Raw genomic sequence first — 19344 nt, forward strand, 5'->3', positions numbered from 1 at the left:
CAACAGGCGATTTCCGAAATTCGGAAGTTTTGGCCGGCCGCGTCCGGCAATTCGCTACCTTTGATCCGGACCGCTGCGGAAGAGAGCCAGGCATGAAGAAAGCACTCGCCTTCGAGCCCGCAAATTTGACTCGCGCACTCGCCTTATATGTGTTTTGTTTAGGTTTTACAACCATTGTGGGGGCATAGTTGTGAAACTCATTTTGTCTTTGTCGTGCGCTTTTCTCGTTGCCGGCTGCGCAATCCGTCCGCTTCCCGAACACGTCACGGGCATCACCACTTTCAACATCGTAAAGCAAATCCGGTGTGAAACCCGCGAAGCGGCCTTTAACGTTCTGGTCAGTGGCCTTGCCAACAACCCCACTGTGTTCGGGGAGCCGGCGCGGACAATTGCCGAGGGCTTCCGAGATCGACCCGAGCTGATGCATGAGTTCAAGCCGGCGCTCTTTACGGGCAACGCAAGAGAGTTCGTCGATTTCTTCTGGAACACCGGTATCGCCTACAATTTCTCTCTGGATATGACCGAAGTCAACGACTTCGGTGCGAACATCAACTTCGTCCAGAATCTGACGGGATCAACGACCACGCTTGGGCTCGGTGGCGCGGTAGACCGGCTGCGAGAGAACAAGCGCACGTTCACGGTGACGGATGATTTCAAGGGTCTGCTGAATCTCAAGCCCAGGACCTATTGCGATGGGCACCTCGCCACCGGCGAGAATCCGATCTACCCCATAACCGGGAGGATTGGCGTCGAGTTGTTTGTCCGCGAATTTGTCAGGGTCGCGTTGTTCACGAACCTGAAGGACAACAGTGACTATGGCGGTGCTCCGACGATGGTGGATACCTTGCTATTCAATACCTACGTCTCGGGATCGGTCACTCCAAAGGTCGTATTTTCACCGGTCGGAAGAGCCTTCCAACTCGCGGATGCATCCTTCACGGCGGCAGCCAGCCGCAGGGATATTCATACGCTCACAATGGGCCTCTCCGTCCTTGCTCCTCCTCCTCCGGGCACGGCAGCGGCGGTCTCGGGCGGCCGGCAATTGTTCGGCCGACTTTTGACATCCAGGGGCGGTGGTACGCGAAAGACCGCGGCAGAAGCCGTCGACCAGGAACTCACCAGACAGGCGTTGAGCGGCAGAACCATCGTCGTTCGTCCATAAGACGGGAAGGGATTGTCATGGCCAAAAAGTCTTCCACGAAAAAACCTTCCACCCGAAAAACGGCATCGAAGTCCCGTCGTGCGGGCAAGAAAAAAGCCGCTCCGAAGCAAGGCCGCGCCGCAAAGAAGTCGAAGCGCCGCAAGCCAAAGTTCACGGAAGAGGTCGGCGACCTGGACTTGGAGAGCCGATCCGCGGCAGGCGTGCGCCGGGCCGCGAAGAAAGCGAAGGCGAAAAAGGCCCGCAAGCCAAAGTTCACGGAAGAAGTCGGCGACCTGGACCTGGAGAGCCGATCTGCGGCAGGCGTTCGCCGGGCCGCGAAGAAAGCGAAGGCGAAAAAAGCCCGCAAGCCGAAGTTCACGGAAGAATTCAGCGACCTGGACCTGGAGAGCGGATCCGCGGCAGGCGTGCGCCGTGCCGCGAAGAAAGCCAGGCCGAAAACGGCCGGCAAGCCGAAGTTCACGGAAGAGGTTGATGACATAAGTTTCGGAGAGACGTCGACGAAGCCGTGAGGCGGCGAACACGGCGCAAATGCCTCGCCGCCAGATCGATCCGCTGACCGTGAGTCCACGCCCATCCTTCGAGACGCTGCGCAAGGTGGTGCGGCTCCTCCAGCGACAACGACACAGCCGTTACGCGTGGATGAGTGGGTGTGCGCGGATACAAACGAAAAATGGCCCCTTTCGGGGCCATTGTCGTCTCGTCTCAATAGTGATGATGGCGCTTCTTGATCACGATGACCTTGCTGCCATGGCCACGGCCGCGATGATAGCCGCGATGGTTGCGGTGCATCTGGGCGCGGGCGCCGTGCCTGTGGTGAACGCCGTGATGATGGCCGCCGCGCTTGATGACGACGGTATGCGCGTCGGCATTCGACGACGGTGCCGCCATGAAGATCGTGGCGAGCGCCGCGATCAATAATGCAAATTTCTTCATGCTTTCCTCCGGTTGAGCGGGGATAAAACATCGCATTACGGCGGATGTTCCGCGGGAACCTGAAGAGAATTCTGAACAGCCATTCAGCCACGATTAACGCACGTTGCGCGCATCCGTTGCGACGGGCGTCGATCTTCTCGCGACAGCACCTGCGGAATCGGTTCGCGCGCAGCGGCCCTCGGTCTATGTGCAGAGTGGCCACTGACGATCGCAGGAGTCTGGCGTGGGCGAATGCCCATTGCCGGTGTGGCTTGCGCAACGCCTGTGTCCGGAGCATCATTCGCCGATAAGAACAATATCAGGGGGAGGTTTGCCATGACCGCATTGTCACGCCGGAATTTCCTTGCGCTGACGGGGGCCACCGCCGCCACGCTTTCTCCGCGCTTCACCACATCGGCCAGTGCCGCGATGGGTCCGAACGACAAGTTCGACCTCGTCATCAAGGGCGGCGACGTGCTCGATCCCAGCCAGTCGCTGCGGGGAAAGCGCGATATCGGCATTCGCTGGGGCATGATCGAGGCGATCGAGACGGACATTCCGGCCGCGCGCGCGTCGAGGACCCTGGACGCATCGGGAAAACTGGTGACGCCGGGCCTGATCGACCTGCACAGCCACGTTTATCCCTATGGCTCGGCGATCGGCATTCCTGCCGACGAACTGGCGCAGTTTCAGTGCACGACCACCACGGTTTCGGCCGGCGACGCCGGCGTCAACAACCTCGCGGCGTTGCGCCGCTACATCGTGGCGCAGTCGCGGACGCGGATCTACGCATTCGTCCACATCGCCAATCACGGGCTGTCGGGATTCCCGGTCGCCGAACTCTACAACATCGATCACGCCCAGATGGAAGCCTGCGCCATGGCGCTGGCGGAAAACCAGGATTTCCTGCTCGGCGTCAAGGTGCGGATGTCGGAGAATGTGATCGCCAAGCACGGCCTGGAGCCGCTGAAGCGGGCGATCAAGGCCTGCGAGATGTGCGGCTGGCCGGCCAGGATGATGGTGCATATCGGTGGCGTCGAGACCAGGGAGTTGATGTCGGCGATACTCGATTTGCTGCGGCCCGGCGACGTGCTGACCCACGCATATTCCGGCGCACCCAACATCGCCGGCGTCTTCACCAACATCGTGCAGGACGGCAGGCTGCTGCCGGCGGCGCTTGCCGCCAAGCAGCGCGGCGTGATGTTCGATGTCGGCCATGGCGGCGGCAGTTTTGATTTCACCGTCGCCGAAGTGGCGATACCCGGCGGCGCCGGGCCTGACGTCATCTCCTCCGACATCCACGTCTATTCCGCCAATTCGCCGGGTATGCCGTACCTTCCGAATGTCATGAGCAAGTTCATGGCGCTCGGCTTTTCGCTGGAGCAGGTGGTGGCGATGGCGACCTCGACGCCCGCGAAAATCATCAATCGCGTGCCCAAGCTCGGCACGCTGCAGATCGGCGCGCCCGCCGACGTCGCGGTCATGGAACTGGTGGAGGGGCCGGCGTCGTTCGTCGATACCCGCAACAACAAACGCGACGGCAAGGCGCTGTTCAAGCCGGTGCAGACCGTGATCAACGGCGTGCCGTTCGGCAGGCCCTATCAGGCGCCATTCGCGGTGCGGTAAGGCGCGAAAGAGCCGGCCGCTTCCCCGGGGGGCGGGCGGGGCCGGCCGGCGGGCGATTTGATTTGTATCAATGCAAGCGCCGTGGCGGCTGGCGACCATGCCAGCTACGAGGGCTTGGAATCGTGGCAAACTGCGCAACCCGGATGGCGGCGGATACACCCGCCGGCTTTGCTGCTGAGGCGACGGCGTCGGGCGAAGCGTTCGGCTATTCGGAAAGCGAATTTCTCGCCCAACTCGGCGATCGTGTCCGCGACACGCGCATGCTCCGCAACATGTCGCGTCGGGAGCTTGCCCGCCGTTCCCGCATCTCCGAGCGTTACCTGGCCCAGATCGAGGCGGGCAAGGGCAACGTGTCGATCGTGCTGCTGTTGCGGATCGCCCATGCGATCCGTGTGAGCTAGCGAGCCCCAGCCGCCAACAGGAGAAGACACCGATGGGACAGCTCGTTCTTGCCGCCAAGGTCAGCCACGTTCCGTCGCTGATGCTGTCGGAGGCCGAGGGCAGCCCGCTCAGGTCGGCGCGCGAAAGCGCAGTGCGGGCGTTGCGCGAGCTTGGCCGCCGCGCGCGAGAGCGTAGCGTCTCGACCTTCGTGGTGTTCGATACGCACTGGCTCTCCAACTTCGGCTACCATATCAACGCCAATCCGCGGCATCATGGCTCGTTCACCAGTCACGAAGCTCCGCAGATGATCCAGGATCTGCGCTACGACCTGCCGGGTGACACCGCGCTCGCCGAAGCGATCGCGAAGCAGGCCGGCGAGGCCGGGCTTGGCGTGATCGCGCACAAGGTCGCGAGCCTCGGGCTGGAATACGGCACCATCGTGCCGATGCACTACATGAACCCCGACGGCTGGGCCAAGGTGGTCTCGGTCGCCACGCCGCTGTTCACCTCGCTGCAGGAGAGCCGCATTCTCGGCGAGGCGACGCGGCGCGCCATCGACCGGTCCGGCGAGCGGGTGGCCGTGCTCGCCAGCGGATCGCTGTCGCACCGGCTGTGGCCCAACAGGAAACTCGGACCGGAGGCCTGGACGACGGTGGCAAGCGAATTCAACCGTCAGGTCGACCTGCGCGTGCTCGAACTGTGGCAGCAGCGCCGCTATCGCGAATTTACCGACATGCTCCCGGACTACGCCGTCAAGTGCAACGGCGAGGGCGGCATGGCCGACACCATCATGCTGTTCGCGGCGCTCGGCTGGGACGGCTTCGACGGCGCCGCCGAGCAGCTGTGCGACTATTTTCCGTCCAGCGGCAGCGGCCAGGTCAACGTCGAGTTTCACGTCGGCGCATGATCCGGATCGGGCGCGCGCCGTGCTCCGGCTTTCAGCTCCGTCTATCCCGTGACTGCCGAACCAGGGTCCGTTCTGCCGCGCCAGGTATCGACGAGGTCTTGCAGCCCGTCGGGAATGCTATCGCCGCGCCACGCCACGTGCTGGTCGGTTCGGACAAGCACCAGCTTGCGATCGTAGAGATGCCTTGAATCACCGCTTTGTACATCGACCACTTCGACCGGAATCCCGCCGTCGCGCATCGCGTCGACTAGAGGTGCGATCACGATGTCTGAATCGAGCCGCAGCAAGGTGTAGCCCGGCCCGAGCGCGTCGTAGACCGGGCGGCCGTCCGGCAAGGTCGAGAACGGCACCCGGCAACCGGGGACGGTCGATGGCGTGAAGTCGGCCATCGTATAGGCCGGCGGCTCGGCGCCATCATAGGCGATGATCGGTGACCGATCGTAGAAATAGCCGAAATTGAGACCGCCGCAGCAGTACTGCTGTACGTTCAAATCGTAGGCTGCCTGTCCCACCTGGCTGCGAACCGCATCGCCCGCAGCGCCCGGCTGCTCGATTTCCTCGGGCACGGCCCGGCGCTGGCCCAGCACCTTCCCGGCCATGTCCATGGCGAAGCGGGACACCTGCTCGGTGATGGGCAGTCTTTCGGCCTCATACGCGTTCAGGATGGCCGGATCCGCCCAGCCCTGCAGGCAAGCGGCCAGCAGCCATGCCAGGTTTGTCGCGTCGGCGATCCCTGCATTCATTCCGTATCCGGCGTAGGGCATCCACAGATGCGCCGCATCGCCGCAAATGAAGGCGCGTCCCCTGCGAAACCGATCGGCGACGAGCCGGCGTCCGACCCAGTCTTCCTTGCTCAGGATCTCGTATTCGAAATCGGGTCCGACGCCGAGGATGGCGCGGATCGACCCGTCGCGGTCGACCGACTCGAAGGTCTCGTCTTCGCGGTTGAGGTGATTGTGAATCAGCCAGGTTTCACGACCGTCAATCGCCACCACGGTTCCGCAACGCCGCGGATTGAGCGAGAGCGTCATCCAGGCGGGCTCGTCCATCAGTCCGATCAGGGTGGGAGCGCGGATGTAGGTCGACTGCACGCGCTGGATGACGGGCGTGCCCTGCAGCGTCGCATCGATCATCTTGCGGACGATGGAGCGGGCGCCATCGCAACCGACGATGAATTCGGCGTCGATCCGAAAGGTCGTGTCGGTGTCGAGATCGCGCACCGTCGCCACAATGCCGTCGGCGGTTTCATGGAAATCCTCGAAGGCCGTCCGGTTCAGGATGGTCAGGCCCTCGATGCCGCTCGCATGCGCGAACAAGACCGGCTCCATGTAAATCTGGTTGATCCGGTGCGGAGGTTCCGCGGTTGGCCAATCGGTATCCGGTCCATCTGTGGCGGTATAGCGATCGCGGCGGCAGGGGATGGGGATGCGCGACAGTTCGATGCCGGTTGTCGTGGTGCGATAGGCGCAGTCGTTCGGGTAATCCGCCGGCAGGCCGGAGTCGCGCAGCGTCGCGGCCACGCCGAGCCGGCGGAATACTTCCATCGAGCGCGACGAAACGTGATTGCATTTCACGCTTGGCGGCTCCCCGGCGCTCCTGACTTCGACGACGACAGCGGCAATGCCGCGGTGCGCCAGATCCATCGCCAGGGTGAGGCCGACCGGACCCGCCCCGACGATCAGGACGCGCGCCTTGACCGACTGGCTTGTCGCTGCGGGATGATCGTGCATAATCGATGCTCGCCTGTGAAATATTCCAGAGACCGGCGGAAAGAGGATAGATGTTTCAGGCGGTCCGGCAAATAGCCCTTTGGAGTCTTGCTTCGTTGTTGAGCCTGCCGTTGCTTGCGCCCGGTTTGGCATTCGCATACCCCGATCAGCCGATCAAGATCATCGTCACTTTCCCGCCCGGTGGCAGCGCCGATATCGTGATCCGCGCGCTGCAGCCGGTGCTCGCGGAAGATTTGCGTCAGTCGATCGTGGTCGAGAACCGGGCGGGGGCCGGCGGCAACATTGGAATCGGCGCCGTCGCCCAGGCCGCCCCGGACGGATATACGCTCGGTGTCGCCGCCGCCGGCGTGCTGACGGTCAACCCGCATCTCAATCGCGCGGCGATGTCGTTCGATCCGGTGAAGGATCTGGCACCGGTCACGATGCTTGCCGAAATTCCGTTCGTGCTGGTGGCGTCGCAACAATCAGGCTTCGCCTCGGTGGCGGACGTCGTCGCGGCGGCCAAGGCACGTCCGGCCGAACTGTCGATCGGCCATGGCGGTAACGGCACCGCCATGCATCTGACATCGGCGCTGTTCAACCAGAAGGCCGGCGTGCGCGTTCAGCTCGTCGCCTATCGTGGCACCGCACCGGCCACGGTCGACGTTCTCGCCGGTCACATCCCGCTGGCCGTGCTGGATATCCCGGCGTCACGGCAATTGATCCGAGATGGAAAGTTGAAGGCGCTGGGCGTGTCCGCCGCCAAACCGGTGGTCTTCCTGCCTGACGTTCCCCCGCTTTCGGAGCGGGGCCTGGGCGGATTTGAATCCGTCGGCTGGTTTGGCATCGTCGCACCCGCCGCTACTCCGCCTGATATCGTCAAGAGGCTGAATGCGGCCTTCGTGAAAGCCCTGAAGGATCCCGCGGCGATCGAGAAAATCCGCCTTCTCGGCGCCGAGCCCGCGCCGTCTTCGGCCGAAGCCTTCGCGCAGTTCATCCAGAGCGAAAGCGCCAAATGGGGCAAGCTGATCGCCGACGCCGGCATCAAGAGCGAATGAGGCCTGACGGAGCGACTTCCTCAGAACCAGTTCAACTCGAAGTGCCAGCCCGCTTCCCCACATTCGCGATACGCTCCGGCACGCCGAACTCCTTCCGGCACACTTCGGCCAGCAGCGCGACGCCCTCGCGGATCTGCTCGTGCGAGGGGCTGGCGAAACACAGCCGCAGCCGGCTGCCGGCATAGGCCTTGTCGGTGGACCATTCCGGCCCCGGATTGATGGCGACCCCGGCCGCAAGCGCTGCCTGGTAGAGTTTCAGCGTATCGACATTGTCGGGAAGTTTCACCCACAGGAAGATGCCGCCCTTGGGGTCCTCGAATTCCGCCGAGGTGCCGAATTGTTCGTTGAGCGCTTCCATCAGCGTCCCGAGCTTGGCGCGAAGGCCACGGTTGAGTTTCGGTACATGGCTGGCAAAATGCGGCGCGCAGTATTCCGCCAGCACCATCTGCTCCAGCGCGCCGGAGCCGGCGTCGGTCTTCAGCGCCAGCATCCGCGACAGCATGGCCCAGGGCGCCACGATGTAACCGACCCGCAGCGCCGGCGCGATCGATTTCGAGAACGAGCCGACGTGGATCACGCCGGCGGTCTTGTCCATGGCATAGATCGCGGGCGGACGCTTGCCGTCCCAGATCAGGTCGGCGTAGCAATCGTCCTCGAAGATCGGCACGCCATATTGCTGTGACAGTTGTAGCAGCTCGGCGCGGCGCGACTCCGGCATGATGGTGCCGGTTGGATTTTGTATGGTCGGAATGGTGTAGATATATTTCGGCGTGACGCCTTTGGCCTTGAGGGCGGACAGCGCCTCCGCCAGCGCATCCATCCGCATGCCGTTTTCGTCGAGCGGGATGCCGACCATGTTGACGCCGAGCCGGGTCAGCCGGTTCAGCGCGCCCTGATAGGTGTCCTGCTCGGTGATGATGGTGTCGCCGCGCGCCAGCAGCGTCGCGTTGACGAGATCGAGCGCCTGCAGCGAGCCGGAGACGATCAGGATGTCGTCGGCGGCGCAGTCGATGCCGGCGTCGCGCTTGAGTTTTGTCGTGAGGAATTCGCGCAGCGGACGATAACCCTGCGGTCCGCTGGCGAGCCCGTAGGTGGCGAGCGTCCTGCCCTCGCGCCGCAGCACGGCATTGACGGCATCGGCCAGCTCATCGACCGGGACCTGGTCCGGATCGTTATTGCCGCCGACGAAACTGTATTTGGCCAGCCCTGTCCACCTCGCGGCCGGCGCCGGTAATCCGGCCGGAAGCAAGGGTGCGAAGTCGAATTGCGCTGAGGTCATGGACGTCATCCCCGTTGGATTTTCTTGTTTGAGGGAGCCGGAGGCACCCCGGTAAAATGGCTAGTTCTTGCCGGTTACCATCACAGGCCGGCGCGGGGCCGTAAAGACCCTGGCACACCGAGGCTTTCTCCGGCCGGAAACCGGCGAAAGCTGGCTCGATGGCGGCTGGCCGGGTCCGCGCCGCGGGAGGTGGTCGACATATCGGCCAGAATCGGGGGAAAGAACCGGCCTGCCCGGATGCGACACATTGTTTGTTTGACGTTGACGCCCCGGCCTTTAGGTTGCGGCGAGGAGAAGGCCGGATTTATGCACGAACTTATTCGCGATATCACTTTTTGCATCCTGTTCGCCTGGGGCATCGGCCTTCTGGCCCATTTTTTCCGCCAGCCGCTGATCCTCGCCTACCTTATCGCCGGGTTCGTCATTGGTCCATTCGGCATGGGCTGGGTCAAGTCGCAGGAATCGATCAGCGTCATTTCCGAGCTCGGCCTGATCTTCATGCTGTTCATGATCGGGCTGGAAATCGACCTGAAGAAGATCGTGCGGGCCGGCCGGGTGATCCTGTTTGCCGCCGGCGGCCAGCTGGTCGGCGCCTGTGTGCTCGGCGTCGTGTTTTTCATGGGCATCGGCCTCGGCGGCTTCGACACGGTATATCTCACCATCGCCTGCGCGCTCTCCTCCACCGTCATCATCGTCAAGGTGTTGTACGAGAAGCGCGAGCTCGACACGCTGCCCGGCCGCATCACGCTCGGCGTGCTGGTGCTGCAGGACATCTTCGCCATCCTGTTTCTGGCGGTGCAGCCGAGCCTCGCCAACCTCCAGGTCAGCGTGATCCTGCTCTCGGTCGGCCGGGTCGGCGTGCTGGTGGCGACCGCGATGGTGCTGAGCCGCTACGTCCTGCCAAGACTGTTTCACCAGATCGCGCGCCGTCCCGAACTGATCCTGCTCGGCGCGTTGGCGTGGTGCTTCCTGATCGGCGAGATCGCCGAGCGGCTGCATTTGTCGCGCGAGATGGGATCGCTGGTGGCCGGGGTGTCGCTGTCGACATTCCCCTATGCGCTCGATGTCACCGCCAAGGTCACCACGCTGCGCGATTTCTTCATCACGCTGTTCTTTGTCGCACTCGGCATGACGATCCCGATCCCGAGCATGGGGGTGATCTGGCTCGCGCTGGTCATCGCAGCCTTCACGGTAATCAGCCGCGTGGCGACGACGTTCACGCCGCTTTACTTGATGAAGCAGGGTCTGCGCGCCAGCCTGCTGCCGGCGATCAATCTCGCCCAGATCAGCGAATTCTCGCTGGTCGTGATTCAGACAGGCGTCGTCGCCGGGCACATCCATACCCAGACTGCCAGCGCGGTGTCGTTCGCCTTCGTGATCCTGGCGGTGCTGAGCACGTTCGCGATCATGCGCAGCGACCAGATTACGCGGGCAGCGATCAGTCCCCTGAAGCGGATCGGGATCCGCGATCTCGATCACGGCCATGCGCATGATGCCGGCCACGAGGAAGGCCACGGCGAGGCGCGGCGAGTGGTGATCCTCGGTTTCTTCCGTGCGGCCAGCGCACTGCTGAGCGCGATCGAGCGGCGCAATCCGGTGTTTCTCGATCAGCTCACCGTGATCGATTTCAATCCGAATGTGTTCCGCACCCTGGCGGATCGTGGCCTGCACGTGATCTATGGCGATATCAGCAACGTCGACACGCTGGTGCATGCCGGCGTCGGCAAGGCCGAGCTCATCATCCTGAGTGTGCCGGATTCGCTATTGAAAGGCGCCGATAACGAAAAGCTGGTCCGCCACGTCCGCACGCTCAATCCGACCGCCAAGATCGTCGCCACCGCCGACCTGTTGGCCGACGTCGCCGATCTGTACGCGGCCGGCGCGGATTATGTCACGGTGCCCCGGATCAGCGACGCCCAGGAACTCTACACCGTGATCGAGGCCGTCGCCGCCGGCCTGTTGGACGACAAGCGCGCCGAGCTGGACGCGCTACTCGCCGAACGCAAGGAAGTGTTGCCGTAATCCCTCTCTCCGCCTGCGGGAGTGCCACGCTGACGCCGTGGCCCGGGATATGGGATGCGGAACTTATGCCCAGTTGCACCTTGCGTTTTGGGCGTCGATGGGTTTTAAGCCTGACAACTTCATCACCGCAGGCATGAACGAGAAGCGCGCTGCGTGGTTTTTACCGCGTTCCGGACCGAGTTACCCAAGCGTAGCCCGCGCGCTTCAAATCCGTTCCGCCCCCCTCCACACAAAGGAATCTACAATGGCCAAGATGACCAAGAATCAGTTGATCGATGCAATTGCGGGGGGCACGCAGGTTTCCAAGGGAGACGTCAAGGCCGTCATCGAGCAGATGGCCGTCGTCGGCTACAAGGAGCTGAATGAATCCGGTGAGTTCGTGATTCCCGGTTTCGCCAAGATGTCGGTCGTGAACAAGCCCGCGACCGAGGCCCGCAGCGGCATCAATCCCTTCACCAAAGAGCCGATGCAATTCGCCGCCAAGCCCGCCAGCAAGTCCGTCAAGGCGTCGCCGCTGAAGGTTGCCAAAGACGCGGTTTGAACGAGCCGCAATCTTTTTCCCCCTCCAGGGGAGGGTAAGAAATCCGGCGCTTACGACCAGCTTTCCTGCGCCATCGCGGCCCGGTGCGCCGCCGGAGGATGGTCCGCGCTGCCCCTCCGGCGCCGTTCTGCCCTGCGTAATGATACTGGCGCGGGGTCCCAAGTCCCGCTAATCAAGTCCCGCTGATCAAGTCCGGCTAATGCTGCCCGGCACCAAAGCGAGACGCGTGAAAATGGCCGATCCGATCCAGGAAGTTCTGCAGGCTTTTGCCAATGGCGAACTCGTCGTCGTCACCGACGACGACGACCGCGAAGGCGAGGGCGACCTGATCGTGGCGGCGTCGCTGTGCACCTCCGAAAAGATGGCGTTCATCATCCGCCACACCTCCGGCATCGTCTGCGCGCCGATCACCACCGAAGACGCCCGCCGGCTGCGGCTCGATCCGATGGTGGCGCACAACGAGTCCAACCACACCACCGCCTTCACGGTGTCGATCGACTACAAGCCGGACAACGGCACCGGGATTTCGGCCGAGGAACGCGCCTCCTGCTGTCGCGCGCTGGCCAATCCCAACGCCGGCGCCAATGATTTCGCCCGGCCCGGCCATATTTTCCCGCTGATCGCGCGCGACGGCGGCGTGCTGCTGCGCTCCGGCCATACCGAGGCCGCGGTCGACCTCTGCAAGCTCTCCGGCCTGCCGCCGGTCGGCGTCATCTCGGAATTAATGAACGACGACGGCACCGTGATGAAGGGCGAGCAGGTGGCCAAATTCGCCGCCACCCACAAGCTCAAGCACGTCACCATCGCAGACATGATCGCCTACCGCCAGGCGCGCGAGAAACTGATCGAGCGGGTCTCGACCTTCACCACCGAAAGCCCGATCGGCCTGCTGCAGGGCTACGCCTATCGCTCGCCGTTCGATTCCATCGCGCATGTCGCGTTCGTCTACAACGGCATCGGCGACGGCAGGAACGTGCTGACGCGCTTTCACAAGCCCAATATCGTCAAGGACATTTTTACGGGCCCCAAGCGCATGCAGGCGGTGCTGGAGCACTTCAAAAAGAACGGCAGCGGCGTGCTGATCTACCTGCGCGACGGCGCGGCCGGCGTTCCGGTAGCACCCTTGCCGGAGGACAAATCCGCCGAGGCCGACCGCAACAAGCAATGGCGCGAGGTCGGCGTCGGCGCGCAGATCCTGCGCGATCTCGGCGTCACCTCGATCCGTCATCTGACGTCGTCGGTGCACGACTACAAGGGACTGTCCGGTTTCGGCATCGAGATTCTCTCCAACGAGCAGCTTGAAGGCTAAGGTTGTGATTCCGGGATCGGTTGTGCGTGCCCCGGAATGACGCAACGTAGATACCCAATCCAATTGCGCTTGGCCTCATAGCGCTCTATTTTGTCCGCCAAATGCGTAAGGACCGAAAGGAATTCTCATGAGCGTGCGCCCTCAGACCAAGGACAAGCCGGCTTCGGTCGAGTTCCAGTGGGACGATCCGTTCATGCTCGACGAGCAGCTCACCGAAGACGAGCGCATGATCCGCGACACCGCGCGCGCCTATGCGCAGGACAAGCTGTTGCCGCGCGTCACCAAGGCCTATCTCGAAGAGAAGACCGACCGCGAGATCTTCAACGAGATGGGCGAGCTCGGCCTGATCGGCATTACCCTGCCGGAGGAATATGGCTGCGCCAATGCGAGCTACGTCGCCTACGGCCTGGTGGCGCGCGAGATCGAGCGGGTCGACTCCGGCTACCGCTCGATGAATTCGGTGCAATCGTCGCTGGTGATGCACCCGATCTACGCCTATGGCGACGAGAACCAGCGCAAGAAATACCTGCCCAAGCTCGCCACCGGCGAGTGGGTCGGCTGCTTCGGCCTGACCGAGCCGGATGCCGGCTCCGATCCCGGCGGCATGAAGACCCGCGCCGAGAAGACCTCGGACGGCTACCGGCTCACCGGTACCAAGATGTGGATTTCCAACGCCCCGATCGCCGACGTGTTCGTGGTGTGGGCCAAGTCGGCCGAACACAACAACCAGATCCGCGGCTTCATTCTCGAGAAGGGCATGAAGGGGCTGTCGGCTCCGAAGATCGGCGGCAAGCTCAGCCTGCGCGCCTCGGTGACCGGCGAGATCGTGATGGAAGGCGTGGAAGTTCCCGAGAGCGCCCTGCTGCCCAACGTCTCCGGCCTGAAAGGGCCGTTCGGCTGTCTCAATCGCGCCCGCTACGGCATTTCCTGGGGCGCGATGGGCGCCGCGGAAGACTGCATGGCGCGCGCGCGGCAATACACGCTCGACCGCAAGCAGTTCAACCGCCCGCTGGCGGCGACGCAGCTGGTGCAGAAGAAGCTCGCAGACATGCAGACCGACATCGCGCTCGGCCTGCAGGCCTCGTTGCGGGTGGGACGGTTGATGGACGAAGGCAAGATGGCGCCGGAGATGATCTCGATCGTCAAGCGCAACAATTGCGGCAAGGCGCTCGACATCGCGCGCATGGCCCGTGACATGCACGGCGGCAACGGCATCCAGATCGAGTATCACGTGATGCGCCACGCGCAGAACCTGGAAACCGTCAACACCTATGAAGGCACCCACGACGTCCACGCGTTGATTTTGGGCCGCGCCATTACCGGCATTCAGGCGTTTTCGTAAGTACTCGGACCTCATCCTGAGGAGCCCGCGCCTTCGCGGGCGTCTCGAAGGATGGCCGCGCGACAGATCTTGCCCGATGCTTCGAGACGGCCCTGCGGGCCTCCTCAGCATGAGGGTTCGGTGGGAAGCACGGCGCACCACTCAGGCACTCCCCATGGCCGACAACGACGACATCCCGTTCAACCGCGACTTTCCCCTGAAACCCGGGGTGGTCGAGGAAGTCCGCCCCGGCGTGAGGCGCGTGCTCTGCAATAATCCGAGCCCGTTCACCTTTACCGGCACGGTGAGTTACATCGTGGGCACCGGCAAGGTCGCGATCATCGACCCCGGTCCGGACGATGAAGCTCATGCGGCGGCGCTGCTCGACGCGGTGCGCAATGAGACCGTGACGCATATCCTGGTCACCCACACCCACCGCGACCACTCGCCCAACACCACCAGGATCAAGGCCGCCACCGGCGCCACCGTCTATGCCGAGGGTCCGCACCGCGCCTCGCGGCCGCGCCACGAAAGCGAGAAGCACAATCCGGAATCCGGCGCCGACCGCGACTTCAAGCCGGATATCGAAGTAAAGCACGGCGACGTCGTCGAGGGCGCCGGCTGGGCGCTGGAAGCGGTGGCGACCCCGGGCCACACCGCCAATCATCTGGCGTTTGCCTGGCGAGAGCGAAAGATCAATTTCGTCGGCGATCACGTGATGGGCTGGTCGACCTCGATCGTGGCGCCGCCGGACGGATCGATGGTCGACTACATGGCGTCGCTGGAAACCCTGGCGGCGCGCGACGAGGATTTGTATTTTTCCGGTCACGGCCCGGAAATCCCGGATGCCCAGCGCTATGTGCGTTTCCTGACCAGGCACCGCCACGCGCGCGAAGCCTCGATCCTGCATCGGCTCGCCAAGGGCGAGGCGGATATCCCGACCATCGTGCGCGCGGTCTATATCGGCATCGATCCGCGACTGACCAATGCCGCCGGCTATTCCGTGCTGGCGCATCTGGAAGATCTGGCCGGCCGCGGCGTGGTCGCGACCGATGGCGATCCCGTGATCGGCGGAAATTACAGGTTGGTGTAGCTGTCATTCCGGGGCGTGCGAAGCACGAACCCGGAATCCCGAGATCGTTGCACGAGATTCCGGGTTCATCGCTGCGCGATGCCCCGGAATGACGGTTAACGACGTCAGCGTTCCTTCTTCACCGTCTTCGCCTGCGCCTTGGCCGGCGCCTGCGGCTTTTTCACCGCCGGCTTGGCCTGGTCGGCGGCCGTGTTGATGTCCTCGATCAGTTTGGTCACGCGCGCGGCGTTACTGCCGAGGTCGCTTTCGAAATAGCGCGACGAGGAGCGGATATCGACGCGCGAGCCTTCGCTGTCCGGCTTGATGCGAATCGAGACGTCTTCGCGAAATCCCATGATCGGCGTTTGCGCGATCGCCTCGATGCGGCCGTCCCGGCGCGGCTGCGGCGGGCGCTCGTCGACCACGCGCCATTTGCGCTTGTTGACCAACGCGAGCGTCACCTCATAGGCCCGAAGCGCCGGGACCTCGAGTTCGACGGTTTCGACATCGGGATAGGCCAGCCGCTGCTGTTCGGCGGAATAGAGCCCGGCATAGACCGCGGGGTTGGCGCCGTCGCCGCTGCGCAAGCGTGCCAGCGCCTCGAAGCGCGGCGGATCGATCGGGTCGGTGGTGATGTCGTGGATCTTCGGCAGCTTGCGGTATTGCAGGCCGAGATAGGCGGGATAGGCCAGCACGACCGCGCTGATCATGAACGCCAGCAGGATGCGGCCCATGCCGCGCGATCCGTTCTGCCAGATCGCGACGAAGGCGGCCAATCCCGTCAGGATGGAAAGCACCGCGCAGGCCAGCGCCCCGAAAAACGTCGCCAGCGCCGGTTTGACTTCGAGGAACCCGAAGCGGACGATGGCAATCGAAACCACCACCGCGACCACCGAAAACACCGCGAGATTGCGCGCCCATGTGGCGAGGCTGGACACGGGCTCCGACTGATAGGGAGCGGAAAACCTGCGGGCCATCCTTAAGTTTCCATCATGGATTTGGGCGCCGGTTCCTGGTTCGGGCAGATCGCCCGCGCTGGTGACCTAGCGCATTTTTGGGCCGGGTGGGAAGCGTTCCGTCCCCGAAAAACAGTCGAAACAGCCGTGAAAACCTCGTCATGGCGCATGGTCGAACTGCGCGGCCACGAAGTCGACAAAGGCCTTGATGCGCGGTGCGCGGTGGCGGCCCGGGACGGTCAGTGTATGGACCGCAAACGACTCCGGCATGCTGGTTTCCAGCAGCAGCGGAACCAGCGTGCCCTCCCGCAAAGGGCGTGCCACCATGAAATCCGCCAGGCGCGCGATGCCGAGCCCGGCCACCGCCATGTCGAGCAGCAGGTCGGCATTGTCGCTGGTGAATGAGCCGGATACGGCGAGCCGGTTGATGCCTTCATGGGTGTGGAAGGGCCATTGCGACCAGCTGGGTCCCGGCAGCGTCAGGCAATTGTGCTGCAGCAGATCGGCGGGCACGCGCGGCGATCCGTGTTTCTGCAGGTAGAGCGGACTGGCGCAGATAAGACGTTTCGCTTCGGTGATCTTGCGCGCCACGAGGGTGGAGTCACCGAGCGCGCCGGAGCGGATAGCGACATCCACCTGTTCGGCAACCAGATCGACCTGGTGGTCGGAAACATGCAGTTCGACGGTGATGTCGGGATAACGGCTGAGAAAAACCGGAAGGGCCGGACAGAGGATGAGTTTGGCGATGGCGGTTCCGACGCTGACCCTGAGGTGACCGCGGGGCAGCCGGCTTGCCGCGGTGACCTCGGCCTCCGCAGCCTCGATGGATGCGAGGATGTCCCGGCTCCGGGCGACAAAAACTTCGCCTTCAGCGGTGAGAGCCAGCCGGCGCGTCGTCCGCGTCAGCAGACTGACGCCCAGCCGGTCCTCGATGCGGGTCACCAGCTTGGACAGCGCGGAAGGCGTGATCCCGAGATCTTCAGCCGCGGCGGCAAAGCTGCCGCGCTCGATCACGCGCACAAACGCGTTCATTTCGGCGGAGGCGGCGTTGACACTCATGAATTCAATTCACGTATGAATGTGTATTATTGCTAATTATAGCGTTGAAAGTACATAATATAGTTTCCCTTCGCAATGAAGGAGAATCGCTATGAACCGGCAGGTAAATCCGAACGGCCACGCGCCGCGGGCGCAGGACATTAAGGGCGGCTTGCGCCATCCGGACGGCAGCTTCGATATCGCCGCTTACGCAAAGCTGGCGCACCGCGAACGCGCGGCGGCCATTGCTGCCTCGGCCAGAGAAGCCGTTCGCATGGTGCGCGAGATGGGGTCGGCCGTCCGGGCAAGGCTCGCGCCGGCTTCGGGAAAGCATCACGCGCATATTGCGAGATGAGCCAATCACCTCTCCCCGCGCAGGTGTTCGGGGCGGGGAGAGGTGAAGATCTTTACGCTGCGGCGTTTGGAAAACTGTAGGCCTTGAACTGGTCGCGCAGCGCGGTTTTCAGGATCTTGCCGGTTGCGGTGTGCGGAATGCCGTCGACGAAGGCGACGTCGTCAGGCATCCACCACTTTGCAATCTTGCCGTCCATGAACTTCAGGATGTCCTCGCGCGTCGCGCTCTGGCCCTGCTTGAGCTGGATGATCAGGAGCGGACGCTCGTCCCATTTCGGGTGATAGACGCCGATCACGGCGGCTTCCGCCACCGCGGGATGCCCGACCGCTAGGTTTTCCAGGTCGATCGACGAAATCCACTCGCCGCCGGACTTGATCACGTCCTTGGAGCGGTCGGTGATCCGCATGTAGCCGTGGGCGTCGATGGTGGCGACGTCGCCGGTGTCGAAATAACCGTCCTCGTCGAGGATCTCGGCATCGAGGCGGAAATAGGCCTTTGACACCGCGGGCCCGCTGACTTTCAGGCGCCCGAAGGTCTTGCCGTCCCACGGCAGGTCCTTGCCGGCGTCGTCGGTGATCTTCATCTGCACGCCGAACGGCGGATAGCCCTGGGTCTGCAGGATATCGAGCCGGGCCTCGCCTTTCAGTTCGGCGAACGGCGGCTTCAGCGCGGCCAGCGTGCCGATCGGGCTCATCTCGGTCATGCCCCAGGCGTGGCGAACCGCGACGCCCAGATCGAGGAACGACTGGATCATCGAGCGCGGCATCGCCGAGCCGCCGCACACCACCATGCGCAGATGCGGCAGTGTCAGTTTGTTGGCGGCCATGTGGTTGAGCAGCATCAGCCATACCGTCGGCACGCCGGCAGTATGCGTTACTTTCTCGGTGTCGAGCAGCTCATAAACCGAGGCGCCGTCGAGTTTGGCGCCGGGAAATACCAGCTTGGTGCCCATCGAGGGCGCCGAGAAGGCGATGCCCCAGCTGTTGGCATGGAACAATGGAACTACCGGCAGCATTGTATCCGCAGCGTTGGCGCCGAGCGAATCGCCGTTGTTGGCCATCAGCGCGTGCAACACGTTGGAGCGATGCGAATACAACACGCCTTTGGGATCGCCCGTGGTGCCGGAGGTGTAGCACATTGCGGCGGCGGTGTTTTCGTCGAAGGTCTTCCACTTGAAATTGCCGTCGACTTCCGCGATCCAGTCTTCATAGGCGACCGCGTTCTTCAGCGTCGTCTGCGGCATATGCGCCTTGTCGGTGAAGACGATGTAGCGTTCCACGGTGGGAAGCTTGTCGGCGATCTTCTCCAGAATCGGAATAAAGGTGAGGTCGGTCATCACCACGCGGTCTTCGGCATGATTGATGATCCAGGCGATCTGCTCGGGGAACAGTCTCGGATTGACGGTATGGCAGATCGCGCCGATGCCCATGATGCCGTACCAGGCTTCGAGATGGCGCCAGGTGTTCCAGGCGATGGTGGCGACGCGGTCGCCGAGCTTGATGCCGTCGCGGTCGAGCCGCTGCGATACTTTCAGCGCGCGGTCGCGAATTTGCCGGTAATTGGTGCGGTGGATGGGGCCTTCGACCGATCGCGTTACGACCTCCTGGGTGCCATGGACTTCCGCGGCGTGCTCGATAATCCGGTGACAAAGCAAAGGCCAGTCTTGCATCAATCCAAGCATACGGTCGTTCCTCCA

Annotated in this window: 18 protein-coding genes; 12 read left to right on the plus strand and 6 right to left on the minus strand. The window is 63.3% G+C overall.

Features of this window, described 5'->3' with window-relative positions; translation table 11 throughout:
* The first annotated feature begins 190 nt into the window (after positions 1–190).
* The gene (locus tag Q7U29_RS07675) at positions 191–1162 is read left to right on the plus strand and encodes a hypothetical protein (protein ID WP_304740094.1); all 972 of its coding nucleotides are present in this window, start codon (positions 191–193) and stop codon (positions 1160–1162) included.
* Positions 1163–1179: 17 nt separating this feature from the next.
* The gene (locus tag Q7U29_RS07680) at positions 1180–1671 is read left to right on the plus strand and encodes a hypothetical protein (RefSeq protein WP_304740095.1); all 492 of its coding nucleotides are present in this window, start codon (positions 1180–1182) and stop codon (positions 1669–1671) included.
* Positions 1672–1864: 193 nt separating this feature from the next.
* Here the strand turns inward: Q7U29_RS07680 and Q7U29_RS07685 are convergent, their stop codons facing one another.
* On the minus strand, positions 1865–2095 hold the full coding sequence (locus Q7U29_RS07685) for a hypothetical protein (protein WP_304740097.1): 231 nt from the start codon (positions 2093–2095) through the stop codon (positions 1865–1867).
* A gap of 315 nt (positions 2096–2410) precedes the next feature.
* Between Q7U29_RS07685 and Q7U29_RS07690 the strand changes: the two genes are divergently transcribed.
* From Q7U29_RS07690 to hpaD, 3 genes are all read left to right on the plus strand, one after another.
* Positions 2411–3700 (plus strand): amidohydrolase/deacetylase family metallohydrolase, encoded by a 1290-nt coding sequence (locus tag Q7U29_RS07690; RefSeq protein ID WP_304740099.1) that lies wholly within the window; start codon positions 2411–2413, stop codon positions 3698–3700.
* Positions 3701–3843: 143 nt separating this feature from the next.
* Positions 3844–4101 carry a helix-turn-helix domain-containing protein gene (locus Q7U29_RS07695; RefSeq protein WP_304740101.1) on the plus strand — a complete coding sequence of 86 codons (258 nt, stop codon included), beginning with the start codon at positions 3844–3846 and terminating at the stop codon, positions 4099–4101.
* Between the two features lie 32 nt (positions 4102–4133).
* Complete coding sequence (gene hpaD, locus Q7U29_RS07700) at positions 4134–4988, plus strand: 3,4-dihydroxyphenylacetate 2,3-dioxygenase (RefSeq protein WP_304740103.1); 855 nt, start codon at positions 4134–4136, stop codon at positions 4986–4988.
* Positions 4989–5029: 41 nt separating this feature from the next.
* On the opposite strand, the gene Q7U29_RS07705 is transcribed toward hpaD, so the two are convergent.
* Positions 5030–6718 (minus strand): FAD-dependent oxidoreductase, encoded by a 1689-nt coding sequence (locus Q7U29_RS07705; RefSeq protein WP_304740105.1) that lies wholly within the window; start codon positions 6716–6718, stop codon positions 5030–5032.
* 125 nt (positions 6719–6843) lie between these two features.
* On the opposite strand from Q7U29_RS07705, the gene Q7U29_RS07710 reads away from it, so the two are divergent.
* Complete coding sequence (locus tag Q7U29_RS07710) at positions 6844–7755, plus strand: tripartite tricarboxylate transporter substrate binding protein (protein ID WP_304740107.1); 912 nt, start codon at positions 6844–6846, stop codon at positions 7753–7755.
* Between the two features lie 31 nt (positions 7756–7786).
* Here Q7U29_RS07710 and Q7U29_RS07715 read toward each other — a convergent pair whose 3' ends face one another.
* On the minus strand, positions 7787–9034 hold the full coding sequence (locus tag Q7U29_RS07715; RefSeq protein WP_304740109.1) for a PLP-dependent aminotransferase family protein: 1248 nt from the start codon (positions 9032–9034) through the stop codon (positions 7787–7789).
* A gap of 306 nt (positions 9035–9340) precedes the next feature.
* Between Q7U29_RS07715 and Q7U29_RS07720 the strand changes: the two genes are divergently transcribed.
* From Q7U29_RS07720 to Q7U29_RS07740, 5 genes are all read left to right on the plus strand, one after another.
* Complete coding sequence (locus Q7U29_RS07720; protein WP_304740111.1) at positions 9341–11056, plus strand: cation:proton antiporter; 1716 nt, start codon at positions 9341–9343, stop codon at positions 11054–11056.
* A gap of 37 nt (positions 11057–11093) precedes the next feature.
* A complete protein-coding gene (locus Q7U29_RS27695; RefSeq protein WP_370691714.1) occupies positions 11094–11597 on the plus strand; it encodes an HU family DNA-binding protein in 504 nt (167 codons plus the stop codon).
* 232 nt (positions 11598–11829) lie between these two features.
* Positions 11830–12906 carry a 3,4-dihydroxy-2-butanone-4-phosphate synthase gene (gene ribB, locus Q7U29_RS07730; RefSeq protein WP_304740112.1) on the plus strand — a complete coding sequence of 359 codons (1077 nt, stop codon included), beginning with the start codon at positions 11830–11832 and terminating at the stop codon, positions 12904–12906.
* A gap of 127 nt (positions 12907–13033) precedes the next feature.
* Positions 13034–14248 carry an acyl-CoA dehydrogenase gene (locus tag Q7U29_RS07735; RefSeq protein WP_304740114.1) on the plus strand — a complete coding sequence of 405 codons (1215 nt, stop codon included), beginning with the start codon at positions 13034–13036 and terminating at the stop codon, positions 14246–14248.
* Positions 14249–14402: 154 nt separating this feature from the next.
* Positions 14403–15320 carry an MBL fold metallo-hydrolase gene (locus tag Q7U29_RS07740; RefSeq protein WP_304740115.1) on the plus strand — a complete coding sequence of 306 codons (918 nt, stop codon included), beginning with the start codon at positions 14403–14405 and terminating at the stop codon, positions 15318–15320.
* Between the two features lie 104 nt (positions 15321–15424).
* Here the strand turns inward: Q7U29_RS07740 and Q7U29_RS07745 are convergent, their stop codons facing one another.
* Complete coding sequence (locus Q7U29_RS07745) at positions 15425–16276, minus strand: DUF1499 domain-containing protein (protein WP_304740117.1); 852 nt, start codon at positions 16274–16276, stop codon at positions 15425–15427.
* A gap of 138 nt (positions 16277–16414) precedes the next feature.
* Positions 16415–17314, minus strand: coding sequence for a LysR family transcriptional regulator (locus Q7U29_RS07750; RefSeq protein WP_304740119.1), 900 nt, complete (start codon positions 17312–17314; stop codon positions 16415–16417).
* A gap of 91 nt (positions 17315–17405) precedes the next feature.
* Between Q7U29_RS07750 and Q7U29_RS07755 the strand changes: the two genes are divergently transcribed.
* On the plus strand, positions 17406–17648 hold the full coding sequence (locus Q7U29_RS07755) for a hypothetical protein (protein WP_304740121.1): 243 nt from the start codon (positions 17406–17408) through the stop codon (positions 17646–17648).
* A gap of 52 nt (positions 17649–17700) precedes the next feature.
* On the opposite strand, the gene Q7U29_RS07760 is transcribed toward Q7U29_RS07755, so the two are convergent.
* Positions 17701–19329, minus strand: coding sequence for a fatty-acid--CoA ligase (locus tag Q7U29_RS07760; protein ID WP_304740123.1), 1629 nt, complete (start codon positions 19327–19329; stop codon positions 17701–17703).
* Between the last annotated feature and the right edge of the window lie 15 nt (positions 19330–19344).

The sequence above is a fragment of the Bradyrhizobium sp. genome (assembly GCF_030654605.1).
GTDB lineage: Bacteria > Pseudomonadota > Alphaproteobacteria > Rhizobiales > Xanthobacteraceae > Bradyrhizobium.